At 59.9% G+C, this 13,642-nt stretch carries 16 protein-coding genes and 1 pseudogene; 8 read left to right on the top strand and 9 right to left on the bottom strand.

The features are described from left to right. Positions 1-76: 76 nt before the first annotated feature. The 8 genes and pseudogenes from FJ546_RS21865 to FJ546_RS32005 all read left to right on the top strand — a co-directional run bounded on the left by FJ546_RS21865 (position 77) and on the right by FJ546_RS32005 (position 5,383). Positions 77-535, top strand: coding sequence for a PaaI family thioesterase (locus tag FJ546_RS21865; RefSeq protein ID WP_023686843.1), 459 nt, complete (start codon positions 77-79; stop codon positions 533-535). Beyond that, complete coding sequence (locus FJ546_RS21860) at positions 535-1,200, top strand: 5'-methylthioadenosine/S-adenosylhomocysteine nucleosidase (protein WP_140891233.1); 666 nt, start codon at positions 535-537, stop codon at positions 1,198-1,200. The genes FJ546_RS21865 and FJ546_RS21860 overlap by 1 nt, the downstream gene beginning before the upstream one ends. A gap of 55 nt (positions 1,201-1,255) precedes the next feature. Then, complete coding sequence (gene guaA / locus FJ546_RS21855) at positions 1,256-2,818, top strand: glutamine-hydrolyzing GMP synthase (protein ID WP_140891232.1); 1,563 nt, start codon at positions 1,256-1,258, stop codon at positions 2,816-2,818. A 316-nt stretch (positions 2,819-3,134) separates the two neighbouring features. Continuing rightward, a pseudogene (locus tag FJ546_RS21850) lies at positions 3,135-4,057 on the top strand (integrase arm-type DNA-binding domain-containing protein); the annotation flags it as partial. A gap of 523 nt (positions 4,058-4,580) precedes the next feature. Further along, positions 4,581-4,712: a hypothetical protein gene (locus tag FJ546_RS31930; RefSeq protein WP_281405658.1), complete on the top strand. Its 132-nt coding sequence runs from the start codon at positions 4,581-4,583 to the stop codon at positions 4,710-4,712. 103 nt (positions 4,713-4,815) lie between these two features. Continuing rightward, positions 4,816-5,052: a hypothetical protein gene (locus FJ546_RS32015; protein WP_348641994.1), complete on the top strand. Its 237-nt coding sequence runs from the start codon at positions 4,816-4,818 to the stop codon at positions 5,050-5,052. Positions 5,053-5,118: 66 nt separating this feature from the next. Further along, complete coding sequence (locus FJ546_RS32010) at positions 5,119-5,268, top strand: hypothetical protein (protein ID WP_348641993.1); 150 nt, start codon at positions 5,119-5,121, stop codon at positions 5,266-5,268. Beyond that, positions 5,255-5,383: a hypothetical protein gene (locus FJ546_RS32005; protein ID WP_348641992.1), complete on the top strand. Its 129-nt coding sequence runs from the start codon at positions 5,255-5,257 to the stop codon at positions 5,381-5,383. Before FJ546_RS32010 ends, FJ546_RS32005 begins: the two co-directional genes overlap by 14 nt. 474 nt (positions 5,384-5,857) lie before the next feature. Here the strand turns inward: FJ546_RS32005 and FJ546_RS21830 are convergent, their stop codons facing one another. The 9 genes from FJ546_RS21830 to FJ546_RS21790 form a co-directional block, all read right to left on the bottom strand. Next, positions 5,858-6,244: a nitrile hydratase accessory protein gene (locus FJ546_RS21830; RefSeq protein WP_140891231.1), complete on the bottom strand. Its 387-nt coding sequence runs from the start codon at positions 6,242-6,244 to the stop codon at positions 5,858-5,860. After that, complete coding sequence (nthB, locus tag FJ546_RS21825; RefSeq protein ID WP_181168035.1) at positions 6,231-6,899, bottom strand: nitrile hydratase subunit beta; 669 nt, start codon at positions 6,897-6,899, stop codon at positions 6,231-6,233. The genes FJ546_RS21830 and nthB overlap by 14 nt, the downstream gene beginning before the upstream one ends. Positions 6,900-6,926: 27 nt before the next feature. Then, positions 6,927-7,559 carry a nitrile hydratase subunit alpha gene (nthA, locus tag FJ546_RS21820; protein ID WP_140891229.1) on the bottom strand — a complete coding sequence of 211 codons (633 nt, stop codon included), beginning with the start codon at positions 7,557-7,559 and terminating at the stop codon, positions 6,927-6,929. Between the two features lie 11 nt (positions 7,560-7,570). Beyond that, positions 7,571-8,959: an amidase gene (locus FJ546_RS21815; protein ID WP_140891228.1), complete on the bottom strand. Its 1,389-nt coding sequence runs from the start codon at positions 8,957-8,959 to the stop codon at positions 7,571-7,573. Positions 8,960-9,131: 172 nt separating this feature from the next. Further along, positions 9,132-10,052: a phenylacetaldoxime dehydratase family protein gene (locus tag FJ546_RS21810; RefSeq protein WP_181168034.1), complete on the bottom strand. Its 921-nt coding sequence runs from the start codon at positions 10,050-10,052 to the stop codon at positions 9,132-9,134. Between the two features lie 185 nt (positions 10,053-10,237). Further along, the gene (locus FJ546_RS21805; protein ID WP_210243116.1) at positions 10,238-11,224 is read right to left on the bottom strand and encodes a branched-chain amino acid ABC transporter permease; all 987 of its coding nucleotides are present in this window, start codon (positions 11,222-11,224) and stop codon (positions 10,238-10,240) included. A gap of 56 nt (positions 11,225-11,280) precedes the next feature. Beyond that, positions 11,281-12,159, bottom strand: coding sequence for a branched-chain amino acid ABC transporter permease (locus tag FJ546_RS21800; RefSeq protein WP_140891226.1), 879 nt, complete (start codon positions 12,157-12,159; stop codon positions 11,281-11,283). A 5-nt stretch (positions 12,160-12,164) separates the two neighbouring features. Next, positions 12,165-12,875, bottom strand: a complete 711-nt coding sequence (locus tag FJ546_RS21795) for an ABC transporter ATP-binding protein (protein WP_140891225.1) — start codon at positions 12,873-12,875, stop codon at positions 12,165-12,167. Further along, complete coding sequence (locus tag FJ546_RS21790) at positions 12,872-13,642, bottom strand: ATP-binding cassette domain-containing protein (RefSeq protein WP_140891224.1); 771 nt, start codon at positions 13,640-13,642, stop codon at positions 12,872-12,874. The genes FJ546_RS21795 and FJ546_RS21790 overlap by 4 nt, the downstream gene beginning before the upstream one ends.

The following is a 13,642-nucleotide window of genomic DNA, read 5'->3' as shown; positions in this document are numbered from 1 at the left end:
TGCAGTGCAGCAATTGAGATTGCCTGCCGCCCATCCCTCTGCAATAAGCTTTGCCAGACAAACGAAGGCAATTGCGATGGCAGCAAAGATCGTACCGGCCCCGGACTATGAGGATCGCGTCAGGGCGTCTTTCGCGCGCCAGCAGGCAATGGCGACGATCGGCGCCGAACTGACGCTGGTGACGCCCGGCATCATCGAGATCGAGATGCCTTATTCGGCGGCGCTCACCCAGCAGCATGGTTTCCTGCATGCCGGCGTGATTTCGACAGCGCTGGACTCGGCCTGCGGCTACGCCGCCTTCTCGCTGATGCCTGAGAATTCCGGCGTGCTGACCATCGAATTCAAGGTCAATCTTCTGGCGCCGGGCAGGGGCGAACGCTTCCTGTTCCGCGGCTCGGTAACCAAACCCGGCCGCACCATCATCGTCGCCGACGGTCAGGCCTATGCCTTCGCCGCCGACGGCGAGGCCAAGCTGATCGCCACCATGACCGGAACGATGATGACGGTGGTTGGGCGTGACGGGATTGCTGGGTGATGGCCAACGTTACGAGAATTGGCGGCAAGGACGTCCTCTTCGTCATGGCGGCGCTGGCCGAATATGGCTCGCATCTGCAAAAACTGTTCACACCGCTGATGACGGGCGTCGGTCCGGTCGAGGCAGCAGTCACGCTGGGCGCCGAACTGTCCTGGCTGAAGTCGCAGCAGGCGTTGCCGGACCTTGTCGTCTCGCTCGGCTCAGCCGGCAGCCGGACGCTGGAGCAGACGGAAATCTATCAGGCCGTCTCCGTCAGCTATCGCGACATCGACGCCTCGCCCTTGGGTTTCGAAAAGGGCGCGACCCCTTTTCTCGATCTGCCGGTCACCGTGCCGCTGCCGTTTCGTATTCCTGAAATCAGGCAAGCCACACTGTCGACCGGTGGTGCGATCATCACCGGCGCTGCCTATGATGCGATCGCGGCCGATATGGTCGATATGGAGACCTTCGCCTGCCTGCGCGCCTGCCAGCAGTTCGATGTGCCCCTGATCGGGCTGCGCGGTATTTCCGACGGGGCTGCCGAGCTCAGGCATGTCGGCGACTGGACCGAATATCTGCACGTCATCGACGAAAAGCTGGCCGACGCCGTCATGCGCCTTGAACGGGCGATCGGCACGGGTCTGCTGCGGACGGCTCCGTCCAACGACCAGGCCAGATCCGTCTGAAAGTCAGGCTACGCAACCCATTGCGTCGACTCATTTCTTTCTCTAAACGCTCGCCATGAAAACAGCCAATCATCCCGACACCGTCCTGATTGTCGATTTCGGCAGCCAGTTTACGCAGCTCATCGCCCGCCGCATCCGTGAGGCCGGCGTGTTTTCCGAGATCGTGCCGTTCCAATCGGCTGAAGCCGCGTTCAAGCGCATCAATCCCAAAGCCGTCATCCTGTCGGGCGGCCCGGCTTCGACGTCGGATATCGGCAGCCCGCGCGCGCCGCAGATCGTCTTCGATGCCGGCGTGCCGGTGCTTGGCATCTGCTACGGCCAAATGGCCATGTGCGTGCAGATGGGCGGTGTCGCCGAAAGCTCCAACCATCGCGAGTTCGGACGCGCTTTCGTCGAGATCGAGAAGGACAGCCCGCTGTTCGAGGGGCTGTGGGCGACCGGCCAGCGCCACCAGGTGTGGATGAGCCATGGCGACCGCGTCATCGCCTTGCCGCCGGGTTTTCAGGTGTTCGGCAAGTCGGAAAGCTCGCCTTTCGCCATTTTCGGCAATGTCGAGCGCAAGATGTACGGCATCATGTTCCACCCCGAGGTGGTGCACACGCCTGATGGCGCCAGGCTGCTCCGGAATTTCGTCTGCGACATCGCCGGCATCGAGGGCGACTGGACGATGCGCGCCTACCGTGAACACGCGGTCGAGGCGATCCGCAAGCAGGTCGGCAAGGGTAAGGTCATCTGCGCGCTGTCGGGCGGTGTGGATTCTTCCGTCGCGGCGCTGCTGATCCACGAGGCGGTCGGCGACCAGCTCACCTGCATCCTCGTCGACCATGGCCTGATGCGCAAGGACGAGGCGGCGGGCGTGGTGGCGATGTTCCGTCAGCATTACAATCTGCCGCTGATCCTGGTCGATGCCTCGGAGAAATTCATCTCGGCGCTGGAAGGCGAGGTTGACCCCGAGAAGAAGCGCAAGACCATCGGCCGGCTGTTCATCGAGGTGTTCGAGGAAGAGGCCAAAAAGCTCGGCGGCGCCGATTTCCTGGCACAGGGCACGCTCTATCCCGACGTCATCGAAAGCGTCTCCTTCACCGGCGGCCCGTCGGTGACCATCAAGTCGCACCACAATGTCGGCGGCCTGCCCGAGCGCATGAACATGCAGCTGGTCGAGCCGCTGCGCGAACTGTTCAAGGACGAGGTGCGGGCGCTGGGCAAGGAGCTCGGCCTGCCCGAAAGCTTCATCGGCCGCCACCCGTTCCCCGGTCCCGGCCTTGCCATCCGCTGCCCCGGCGGCATCACCCGCGAGAAACTGGAAATCCTGCGTGAGGCCGACGCCATCTATCTCGACGAGATCCGTAAGGCCGGGCTCTACGACGCCATCTGGCAAGCCTTCGCCGTGCTCTTGCCGGTGCAGACAGTCGGTGTGATGGGCGATGGCCGCACCTACGAGTTCGTCTGCGCGTTGCGCGCCGTCACCTCGGTCGACGGTATGACGGCGGATTTCTACCACTACGACATGGCCTTCCTGGGCGCCGCCGCCACGCGCATCATCAACGAGGTCCGCGGCATCAACCGCGTTGTCTACGACGTGACGTCGAAGCCGCCTGGCACAATCGAGTGGGAATAAAGCGAGGGCATTCGCCAGCGTTTGAGATCTATCGGAAATAGACGACCAACGCGTTGAATTACAATAGATTTCCGCTCTGGGACTATCGCTGACTATCGCCTCTAAGCGGAATCTTTTGGCGGTAAAACTGACGGCATGCCTTTCCGCGTCATCCTCGCTTTTGACTAATACCGTCACAGCGTCGTTCCAAAGCGCGCCGAATGATATTGCGGTAAGCTATTGAATATGTAGCGTTCTTCGCGAAGCTTGACGGTAAAATGAATGACGGTGAAATGGCGCTAAATATTTGGATAGGCGCTTTGATACTGTTCTCCGCATGCTCACTGATATCGCACTTAAGAAGCTGAAACCAAAAGGAAAAATATATAAGGTTGCCGACCGTGACGGTATGTACGCGACGGTGTCTCCCGCAGGGCAGATTTCGTTCCGGTACGACTACCGCATGAATGGTCGGCGCGAGACGGTGACGCTAGGCCGCTATGGCGAAGGAGGCATCTCTCTAGCTGAGGCGCGTGACCGATGCCTTGCCGCTCGGAAAATGGTGCAGCCGGAAAATCGCCTGCGCAGGAAAAGCAGCGCGACAAGCGGCCTGTCTGCGATGGCCACCTTCGGCGATGCCGGCAGGGGCTGGTTTAAGGAGGCCAAGATGGCCGACAGCACGCGCTCAATGCGCAAAGCCATCTTCGATCGAGACATCTTGCCGATTTGGGACAAAAGGCTCCTCACAGAAGTAACAGCTGACGACTTGCGCTCGCTCTGCGCAAAGGTGAGGGACCGCGGCGCGCCGCAACCGCCATTCATGTCCGGGATATCGTTAAGCAGGTCTATGGTTATGCCATTTTGCGCGGTGAGAAGATTGCCAATCCCGCGGACGAGATAGCACCAGCCTCGATAGCCACGTTCGAGGCGAAAGACCGGGCGTTGTCGCCCGCAGAAATCCGAATCGTGCTGACAGAGTTGGAAAATGTGCCGACGCTGCCAACCATTCGGCTCGGCCTAAGGCTGATCCTGCTCACGATGGTTCGAAAAGGTGAGCTGCTGGACGCCACGTGGGATGAGATCGATTTCGAGAACGCTGTTTGGAGCATTCCCAAAGAGCGAATGAAGCGGAAGAAGCCACACAACGTCTATCTGTCCCGCCAGTGCCTCGATATGATGATTGCGCTCAAGACTTGCGCAGCGAGCTCGCGATATGTGCTGCCATCTCGCTACGACGCCGACGAACCCATGTCGCGCGCGAAAAAACGCGGAGCCGCGAGACTACTATCTGCTTCCCCGTTTGGACATGCATACGGCCGTCTTGCGTCTTTGCGAGCACAACGGGCTATCCCTCGATGCATACCGTTTCGAGACGCTCGAAGCCTTTTACGCAATGTCGGAACGAACTCCTATAGAGGAGGCAGCATGATGACAGCGATGCCGGCTCAGCGGGTTGAAATGATTCCCGTCGACAGGATTGCAGTCGTCAATCCCAGAATACGCAACAAGCGGAGCTTCAGAGATATCGTCGACAACATTTTCCGAGATCGGTCTGAAACGGCCTATAGCCGTTGCCCGTCGCGCCGAGGCGGGAGGACCTTACTACGATCTGGTTTGCGGATAGGGCAGGCTGGAGGCCTACAAGGCGCTTGGTCAACAGGAGGTCCCCGCTCTTGTCGTCGCAGCCGATCCTGAAGACTGCCTCGTAGCCAGCCTAGTGGAGAACTGCGCTCGTCGCAAACACCAGGCGATCGATCTTCTCAACGACATCGAATTCATCAAGATGATTGCCAAGACGGTTACAGTTTTCAACCGTGGCGAGGTTCTCATGGAAGACACCATCGGCAAGGTTTTGGCCGACCAGCGTGTCAAGGACGTCTATCTCGGGATGCAGGTCGGAGGGGTAACCCTATGATCCTCAAGATTTCCGATTTGGGGTCCGGATACGGACAGATACCGATCCTGTACGGGATCAGCTTCCATGTCGATCAGGGAGAATGCGTTGGCACCACAACGGCATGGGCAAGACGACCCTTCCTTCCGCGATCGTTGAATATCTGCCCGCGACCTCCGGCAAGATCGAGTTCGATGGCGGCGACCTGACTAAAACGGCACCCACATCCGCGCGCGAAAGGGGCTGGGACTCGTTCCGCAAGGGCGGCAGATATTCCCGGCGCTCACCGTGCATGAAAACCTTCGCATGGGCAGCGCCGTGCTCGGCAATGGTGACCAGAAGATCATGGACAGGTGATTGAGCTTTTCCCGCGCCTGAAGCCGTTGCTGGCGAGGGTCGGGGGCTGCTGTCCGGCGGCGAGCAACAGTTGCTGGCCTTGGCGCGATGTCTGTGCGGCAAGCCGAAGCTGATCATGCTTGACGAGCCGACGGAAGGCATCCAGCCGTCAATCAACGAGGAAATCGCTGAAACCCTTGGACGGCTGCGCACAGAAGCAACTGACGATGATCCTCGTTGAACAGCGCCGTGAGTTCATCGCGGCTCTGGCCAATCGTGTCTTGGTTATGCAGAAGGGCCAGATTTCCAAGGCGATGGCACCAAGGGATCTGCTGGAACTGGAAGAAATCCACTGAGCCCCTTTTGCGGCAGGCGCAAGCCAGAAGGAAGCACCTGTGCGTGAGGTCCAAGAGCACGCTCGCCACTCCCTTGCTCGACGGCACCCCGACTGCGTGCGGATTTGGACCGACCGCGACGAGAACATCAAAGCCTGGTCGGACCTGGGGTATCTGGACAGATTATTCGTCGAGCATGAGTGACCGCCAGACGAACTCTTTACCGCCAGCCGATCGGACCGCTTCTGTCGGATTCTGGCCGGTAACAACGACTTGGGGGTAAGCCTCGGGACCTTGGCCCACATTCATCAACAAACAGAACCGCCACAGAAGAACTGGACGAAACGACAACTCACGCGGCAAGCAGGACGAGCAGTGAAAAAATCGGGGAGGCCGTATCCGTATCGAGCGGGACTGCCAAAGGCCCTCGCTCTTGTCTCACCGTTCTTCCCAACAATTCCCGCGATGGCGGACTGGTCCGTTAGGAATTGTTGTTCAAGCTTCCCGGCTCATGATCTGGTCATTCTTTACCTTTGCGACTGCTTCACGGATACGCTTTTCCTGGCCGCCGAGTTCATCGTCGGCAAGAAATCCCTCGGCCACTAACGTCTCCTGGGCGGCTCCAAGCCAACTGTCAAAATAATGCTGATTGATCGCTTGGTTCGAATGCGCGACCGTTTCTGAGAGATGTTCTCTCAGGTGCGAGACAAGACGTGCCTGAAACGTCCCCCACGCAACTTGCTTGTTTTCGACCAAGGCAATGATCAGACCAAAGACCCGCGCGTGCCAGGCGCACGGGAAGAGAGGCCCCTCTTCGCCGTCGTGGGGTAAGCCCGCCTCAGCCAAACGGCGCAGAGCTGCATCTTCATCAAAGGTGGTCAATGTAAGTCTCCGCCAAGTCTAGGTAAAAGCGGTCGCCGGCCCTTTCGGCGCCGTTGCCCCACAGCGTGCCTGCGGTGAATTCGACCGTGTAACAATGCTGCGGATGCGGTCCTGATCCGGCCGCGACGGTGTCGGCGAATTGGAATACGCCCATGTCGGCAACGATACTGCCGACCTTGCCGCGCACATAGCGCGGCACCCGCGTATGGCCCGAAGCGTGGTTGACCGACACGCGGATGGTTTCGCCCACCACAAACTGTGGCCGGCTGGTCTCGGGCGGGAAGTCCAGCTTCGCGCCGCTCTTCATCACTTCGACCAGTCCCTCCGGAGTGGCAGGCGTGTTTCTGGTCAGGTCGACATCAAACACTTTCTTGCCTGAGGACAGCTCCGCTTCGCTGACCAGTCCAGCATCCTTGAGCAATTCCGACGTCGCGACGGCCCATTTCTCGAAGTAGTCCATTTGCAGATAGTCGATTGCCAGCAATTTCTCGATCTTGAACCGGTGCATGTCGGCGCAATAAGGCGTCGTCCCCGCCAGCGCCTGGGTAAGGCCGAAAGACCGGCGCTGCCACTCGTGCTTGAAGACGTAATCGTCCTTGTCTACCGGCACCGGGCCGAAGCCGTGCATGCCTCCGAGGTCGTGAATGCCGTCCATCGTCTCCTCCCATAAGGCGGTCATGCCTCAAACCAGCGCCGTCCCAATCATGCCATTGCGCGTAACGAGGCTCGCAAGCCTTTCAGGCGAGAAGCCCTCGGTTCCGGCGGGCCGTTGCGGCAGGACCATGAAGCGGATTTCGGCGGTACTGTCCCAGACCCGCACCTCGGTTTCCGCAGGGATGTCGAGACCAAATTCCTTCAGCACGGCCCTTGGCTCTCGCACGACCCGCGAGCGGTAGGCGGCGCCCTTGTACCACGCAGGTGGCAGGCCGAGCACCGCCCACGGATAGCAGGAGCACAGCGTGCAGACGATGACGTTGTGGACGCTGGACGTGTTCTCTACGACCCGCATGTGCTCGCCCTGATAGCCCTGAAAGCCCATCGAATGGATGGCAGCGGTACTATCCTGAAGCAGCCATTCCCTGAATGCCGGGTCCGTCCATGCACGCGCCACGACGGCGGCGCCGTTTCGCGGACCAGTCTGCCGTTCGTAGTATTCGACGACGCGATCTACAGCCTCCGGGTCGACGAGGCCCTTGGCGATCATCAGTTCCTCAAGTGCCCTGACACGCAACATCGCACCGTCTTCGATCGGGTCATGCTCATGATGATGGTCGTCGCCGTCGTGACCATGATGGCCGTTGTTGGTCGCTGACATGGCTGCTCCTCCTAGACGATCGCTGCACGAAAATTATGGACCTCCGCCGCCTGCCCAGCAACGATCGCCGCATAGTCGACCTCGACCGCGAGCAGGCGCTCGATGCGATGGGCGAGCATCAACAGTTCGGCGTCGCCATCTCGCCTGCCGACAAGTTGGATGCTGAGTGCCCTGCCATCCGGCAACAGTGTCGCTGGCATCGAAATCACCGGGTGTCCCGATTGATTGAACAACGACGTGTACCGGATTGTCGCTTCGAGTTTCGGGACTATCTTGCCGGCAAGTTCGATCGCGTCAACGCTCCGCAGCGGCGCGTCGATTGGCAGAGTTGGCAATATCAGCGCATCGATGCCGACAAGCGCAGCGTCGACCATCGCACGGGCATCCCTTCGACGCCTGTCGGCCGACTCATATTCCACCGCGGAGATCGACTTGCCTTTCTCCACGGTCAGCCGCGCCACGTCGGGATAGCGCGGCCACTCGTCTGGAAATTGCGCAGCATGATAGGCGGCCGCTTCCCACGGCAGGTTGATCATGTGGAATGCGAGTACGTCGTCAGGCGCCGGCAACGAGACGTCGTACAATCGCGCCTGAGAGTGTCGACGAAGTTTGCAAACAACCTCGACCATCGCCTGTTTCACGATATTGTTGGCGTCGGCGAAATATGCCTCGCTGATACCCAAGGAGAACGTCGATGGCTGCTCGCGCATCCCATCGATTGTGGGATCCAGGACAGTTTGAACGATCCTCAGATCGGCAACGCTGCAGGCGAGCACCCCAACATGATCCAGCGATGGTGCAAGCGGTCGCACACCCGTCGTGTCGAGTCTGCCCCAGCTCGGTTTGAAGCCGTAGACGGAGCAGCACGCGGCCGGAATGCGGACACTGCCTCCCGTGTCGGTACCGAGTGCAGCATATGCAAGTCCGGCCGCCACTGCTGCACCCGAGCCGCCACTTGATCCACCGGCCGATCGCATCTGCGCGAGTGGATTGATCACCTGCGGCGTCTCGGTCGAGAAGGCGCCAGGGTCAGTCTCCGTGACCCCAAGGATGACGGCACCGGCATTACGCAACAGCCTGACCATGGTGGCGTCCGATGCGGGCCGATAGGCGGAGAGATGGTCGAGGCCGGCCTTGCAGACCGCAGGAGTGGTATCGATTATGTCCTTCACGGCGACTGGAATGCCGTCAAGCGGACCACGGCACCGCCCTTCGGCGCGGCGCGCATCGGAGGCTGCCGCCTCAGAGAGAGCCGTCTCTTCGAGGATATCGCTATACGCCCCAAGGGTGGGATTATCTCTGTGAATTTCGATGAGAAGATCCTTGCAGAGCTCTACTGAAGACACTGCCTTGTCGCTAAGTCGATTGAGCGCGCCTGCGATAGTCTCAAAATACCTCATGATGTAGACTTTGTTCCTTGCTGCCCAAAAGCCGAATGCCGTTCCGCAGGCAAGCTAGGTGGAGGAAAAGGCGCATGAAATCTCAATCGGGCAATATTCAGATTGACGGCTCTAAACGTGTGAAGCGGCCGATTGGGACTCGCTGAGGTGGCAGGCGGAACAGGATCGCCAGTCAGCGATCGATGCTGCACAGCATTCCCGTGCCGCGATGGCAATTGAAATAGTCGAAGGACTGGTCGTGCGCCTTTAACACCACCAACTCATGATAGAGCCGCAGCCTGGCTTCATCGCCCGCCAGCTTGAAATGTTTGATACCGGCCGCCCAGATCGCCAGATGCGTGTCCGCCTTCACCCAGGACTCGAGATGGCCTAGTGAATGCCACGCGCTGACGCTGTAGGTCTTCTCGACCGGACCGTCGGTGCTTTCGATCATCATGTAGCGATTGAAGTAGCACCCCAGGGACAATCCCGAGCCGCTTATCTCCGCCATGCCCTTTTCGAGCATCGGCCTGACCTTTTGCAGATAGAAGGCGCGCTCTTCTCCGCGCGTTTCGCTCCAGTCTTGTCCAGAGCGCAACACACACAGGTTGCCGTGAGGTACAATCTCGATGCGGCGGCCGCGCGTCTCAGCACCCGAAGCGATGTATGGCGCACGAGGTCGTCCATCCGGCAGCAGCGTCTCGGTCTGAGCCCGGGGGATGCGGTCACGTGCAGACCCCCAATATTCATGTGTATCGGTCTTGCCGCTCATGCCGGCAGCAATCGTAGAGTAGCCTTCCGGATAAGGATGGGAGAAGGTCGTTTCTGTGTCGACGATGGCCGGCGTGTAAGCTTCCCGGAAAGCACCGACCTCACCAGTCAATGGGAGTTCCCGATGCCACCAGCCGGTTGGCAGCGACCCAGCCCACCGGTCGTAGATGGCTCTGTCGTCCCAATAGCCAACAAAGACGGCATTCACATATCCACTTTCGTCGACGAATCGAGCCTCGTCGAAAAAGCCCGGGGCAGAAGGGCCGCTCAACCCGGATCTTAAGTTGGCGATCGATGCGGCGGCACTTGCGCCAGGCCTGAACTGGATTCCGAGGTAAATCATCGGGAGATGCTTAACGCGAGGGTGAAACCGCGCAGAGTATGAGGCATGCTGTGGCGTGAACCCCGCTGGTGCTCTCAGCGGCGTAGTTCGTTCCACCCGCAAATGGGGAGGGATTGCCGGCTCGAGCATTACCGTAGGATTTGGCAAAGCACATCTCCCTGCTGACGATCCACGTGGGCCCAGATTCACGGAAGCTGTCGTGACACCAGACCTGTCGCTGTCGAGGGCCGCCGGCGGCGAAAAAAGCTTGAAATTGCCGCCAAAGCACCACCAGCGGCACCGACGATTCCCCTCGGCATGAACACGACGAAGAGGACAAGGATGATGCCGACCGCTGTGTTGCGAACGTCGCCCACGCTCTTGGCGAATTCGACGAGCAACGTCATCGCCATTGCTCCGAAGATCGGGCCCCAAGTCGACCGCAAGCCACCGACGATCACCATGGACAGGATGAAGACCAGCGTCGGCAGTTCGAAGAGGCTGGGGCCGGCAAACCGAAAATGCGTCGCGTAGACTGACCCGGAAAGCCCGGTGAAGAACGCCGTTGTGACAAAGGCGATGATGTGGAACTTTGTCCTGTTCAAGCCACGGCTTGCTGCATAGATAGAGCTGTCGCGCAGCGCGCGGAATGCCAGGCCGAGCCGGCCATGGATTACGAGAATGGAGGCAACCAGCGAGAGGCCCAGCGAGGCGAGGACGACGAAATAGTTGCCGACAATCCAGCTGCCTTTGAGCAACTGCCTGAAGCCGAAATCCTCGATGCCCGAAAAGCCGTTGCCGCCACCGAAGAGAGGCTGACACATGCCGCCGCTCATGACGAAACAGCCGGCGTCGGTGATGATCAGCGTATGGACCATGTAGGCGATCGCAAAGGTGAGCAGCGCCACATAGGCGGTTGCCAATCGAAGACAGGCAATGCCGATGAGGAGAGCTGCCACGGCAGCGATGGCGGCGCCAATGGGCATGGACAGCCAAGGTGAGAGATCGAGATAGGCCCCAGTCATGCCAACCGTATAGGCGCCGATGGCGAAAAACAGCATCTGCCCCAAAGAAAAGACGCCGGCATGCCCCATCAGGACATTCCACTGAACGGCGACCGATGCCCACAGCATGAACACGATCATTTCGCCGAGCAGATAGCGCTGCGAGATAACGAAGGGGGGTATGCTCATGACCAGCATCAGCAGGACCGCGCCGACAAGGTGTTTTTTGATGTCGCCAAACCTGTTCACGAGCGGACAACCTCTTGCCTGCCGAACACACCTGCCGGCTTGAAAATCAGAACCAGGACAACCAGCCCGAGCATCACGGGCAGTCCATAGCGAACGCCGAAGTAGTAGCCGATGGCCGCTTCGAAGAGCCCAAGCGCGATGGCAGAGAGTCCCGCGCCGGTTACACTGCCGAGCCCCGCCACCACACAGATAATGAAGGCCCGGATGAGCGGATTGGAGCCCATGGCCGGAGACAATCCGGCCAGAGATGAGATCAAGATGCCAGCGGCTGCGGCGAGCGCACCAGAGATGATGATGACTTGAAGGTAGATGCGCTCCGTGCGCACGCCCATCAGCTGGGCCGCATCCTGGTTCATGGCGGTCGCCCGTATAGCGAGGCCGAAGCGCGTGCGGGTCAGTAGCCACGCCATCGCGCCGATCAGTGCTGCGGCGATAGCGAGGATCAGCACCGACTGGTATGTCACCGCGATGCCGGCAAGCCGAAAGGATCCTTCGATCTGAACCGGCTGCTTGAAGGGATAAGCGCCGTATCGCTTCAGGATGAGATCCTGAAGCAGGATTGCAACGCCGGCTGTCGCCACCATGACGGTCGTCTGAAAATCCTCCGTATCCAACATGAAACGGACGATGAGTGTGTGGAGCAACAGACCGCTCACGCCGCCCGCCAACAGGCCGACAAGCAGGCCGACAGGAAGCGGCGCGCCCCATAGAGTCGTTACAGAATAGGCGGCATAGGCGCCAATTGTCATGAAGAGGCCATGTGCCATGTTGAACATGCCCATGGTGCCATAAGTCAGCGCCAGGCCTACGGAGGCCAACGCATACATGGAGCCGAGTGTCAGGCCCGTGACGATGATCTGGAGGATGGCGTCCAAGGCGATCAGCCTCCCAGGTAGGTCTTGAGCACGTTGCCCGACTTGATCATCTCGTCGGACGATCCGCTCCACGCAAACCGACCTCCGTCCATCAGGTGGAAGGCGGATGCGACACGGGCGACACGGCTCGGATTTTCCTCGACGACGAGGATAGACTGACCAGCTTTTGCCAATTGGGCCAAAGCCTCATAGATCTGGTCGATGATCAGCGGCGCCAACCCCAGCGATGGTTCGTCGATCATCATCAATCTGCCTTTTGCCATCATGCCGCGGCCAATGCCGACCATCCGCCGCTCACCGCCAGACAGGGAGTTCGCGCGCTGTGTGCGCCGCTCGAGCAATCTCGGAAAAAGGGTGTAGACCTCGTCGAGGGTTTGCCGCACACCGCCGAAATCCGAACGGGCGAACGCACCCATCATCAGGTTCTCCTGAACGGTCATGCCCATGAAGAGCTGATCGCCCTGAGGCACCAGGGTCAGACCGGCTCTTGCCCGATCGGGAGCTCCGGCCGGCTGTCTCACTCCATCGAACTCGACTTCGCCGGCCCAACTGGGCAGCAGGCCCGAAATGGCCTTCAGCAGAGTCGATTTTCCGTGGCCGTTCGGCCCGATGATGGCGGTGATCGTTCCTTGCCCGACCGCAAGATCTACATCGTGAAGCACACGCAAATGGCGATAGCCGGAAACCAGTCCACGCACAGCGAGAAACGGGGTCATGCCACCTTCTCCGCCACCGCGTGGGCCGCTGAGCCAAGATACACAGACCGCACCAGTGCATCCTCGGCGATCTTCTGGGGGTTGCCGTCATAGATCAGCTTCCCCTGGTGGATGATGAGAGCGCGGTCGGCGACCGTCGTCAGGAAGCGCATGACATGCTCGATGAACACGATGCATATGCCGCTGCTGCGCAATCCGAACATGAGATCGATGAATTCATCGATCTCGCCGGGCATCAGTCCGCCAACCGGCTCGTCGAGCAGCAGCACCTTTGGATTGTGAACCACAGCGGAAGCGACCATCAGCTTTTTGCGTGACAGAACGGGGATGCCCGAAACGATCTGGTGAGCAATGTCGGCCAGCCCATATTTTTCCAGGCACGCCATCGACTGGTCGCGGTGTGCACAGGCGATGTGCAGTCCCGGTCGCCCGCTTCCTGTTCCGTAGACGACCGCCGCCAGCATATTCTCCAGCACCGTCAGGCTGCCGAAGCCGCTCGTAACCTGAAACGTCCGTGCCATGCCCATATGAAAGAGCCGGTATGGTGGGATGCCGGTAATCTCGCGTCCTAGGAACAGGACCTGACCGCCTGTCACAGCGGTCAGGCCTGAGATGAGGTCGAAGAAGGTCGTCTTCCCTGCTCCGTTGGGTCCGCCAATGCCGATAGTCTCACCATCCGCGATCGCGAGATCGATCCCGTCGACTGCGGCGAGTGCGCCGTAGTGCTTCTTGACGTTTCGGCATTCTAGGAGCGGCGCGGCCGACAT

Origin of the sequence: Mesorhizobium sp. B2-4-19 (assembly GCF_006441315.1) — a bacterium.
In the GTDB taxonomy this organism is placed as follows: Bacteria; Pseudomonadota; Alphaproteobacteria; order Rhizobiales; family Rhizobiaceae; genus Mesorhizobium.
The sequence above is the reverse complement of the archived record's forward strand: the minus strand, read 5'-3'. Positions and strand labels throughout refer to the sequence as shown.

Excerpts from the sequence above, each read along its gene's own strand:
- FJ546_RS31930 (WP_281405658.1), top strand. The coding sequence starts at position 4,581 with ATGATTGCCAAGACGGTTACAGTTTTCAACCGTGGCGAGGTTCTCATG.
- FJ546_RS32015 (WP_348641994.1), top strand. The coding sequence starts at position 4,816 with ATGGGCAAGACGACCCTTCCTTCCGCGATCGTTGAATATCTGCCCGCG.
- guaA (WP_140891232.1), top strand. The coding sequence starts at position 1,256 with ATGAAAACAGCCAATCATCCCGACACCGTCCTGATTGTCGATTTCGGC.
- FJ546_RS21865 (WP_023686843.1), top strand. The coding sequence starts at position 77 with ATGGCAGCAAAGATCGTACCGGCCCCGGACTATGAGGATCGCGTCAGG.
- FJ546_RS32005 (WP_348641992.1), top strand. The coding sequence starts at position 5,255 with ATGATCCTCGTTGAACAGCGCCGTGAGTTCATCGCGGCTCTGGCCAAT.
- nthA (WP_140891229.1), bottom strand. The coding sequence starts at position 7,559 with ATGTCAGCGACCAACAACGGCCATCATGGTCACGACGGCGACGACCAT.
- FJ546_RS21810 (WP_181168034.1), bottom strand. The coding sequence starts at position 10,052 with ATGATTTACCTCGGAATCCAGTTCAGGCCTGGCGCAAGTGCCGCCGCA.
- nthB (WP_181168035.1), bottom strand. The coding sequence starts at position 6,899 with ATGGACGGCATTCACGACCTCGGAGGCATGCACGGCTTCGGCCCGGTG.
- FJ546_RS21805 (WP_210243116.1), bottom strand. The coding sequence starts at position 11,224 with ATGAGCATACCCCCCTTCGTTATCTCGCAGCGCTATCTGCTCGGCGAA.
- FJ546_RS21790 (WP_140891224.1), bottom strand. The coding sequence starts at position 13,642 with ATGTCGGCCGCGCCGCTCCTAGAATGCCGAAACGTCAAGAAGCACTAC.
- FJ546_RS21815 (WP_140891228.1), bottom strand. The coding sequence starts at position 8,959 with ATGAGGTATTTTGAGACTATCGCAGGCGCGCTCAATCGACTTAGCGAC.
- FJ546_RS21795 (WP_140891225.1), bottom strand. The coding sequence starts at position 12,875 with ATGACCCCGTTTCTCGCTGTGCGTGGACTGGTTTCCGGCTATCGCCAT.
- FJ546_RS21860 (WP_140891233.1), top strand. The coding sequence starts at position 535 with ATGGCCAACGTTACGAGAATTGGCGGCAAGGACGTCCTCTTCGTCATG.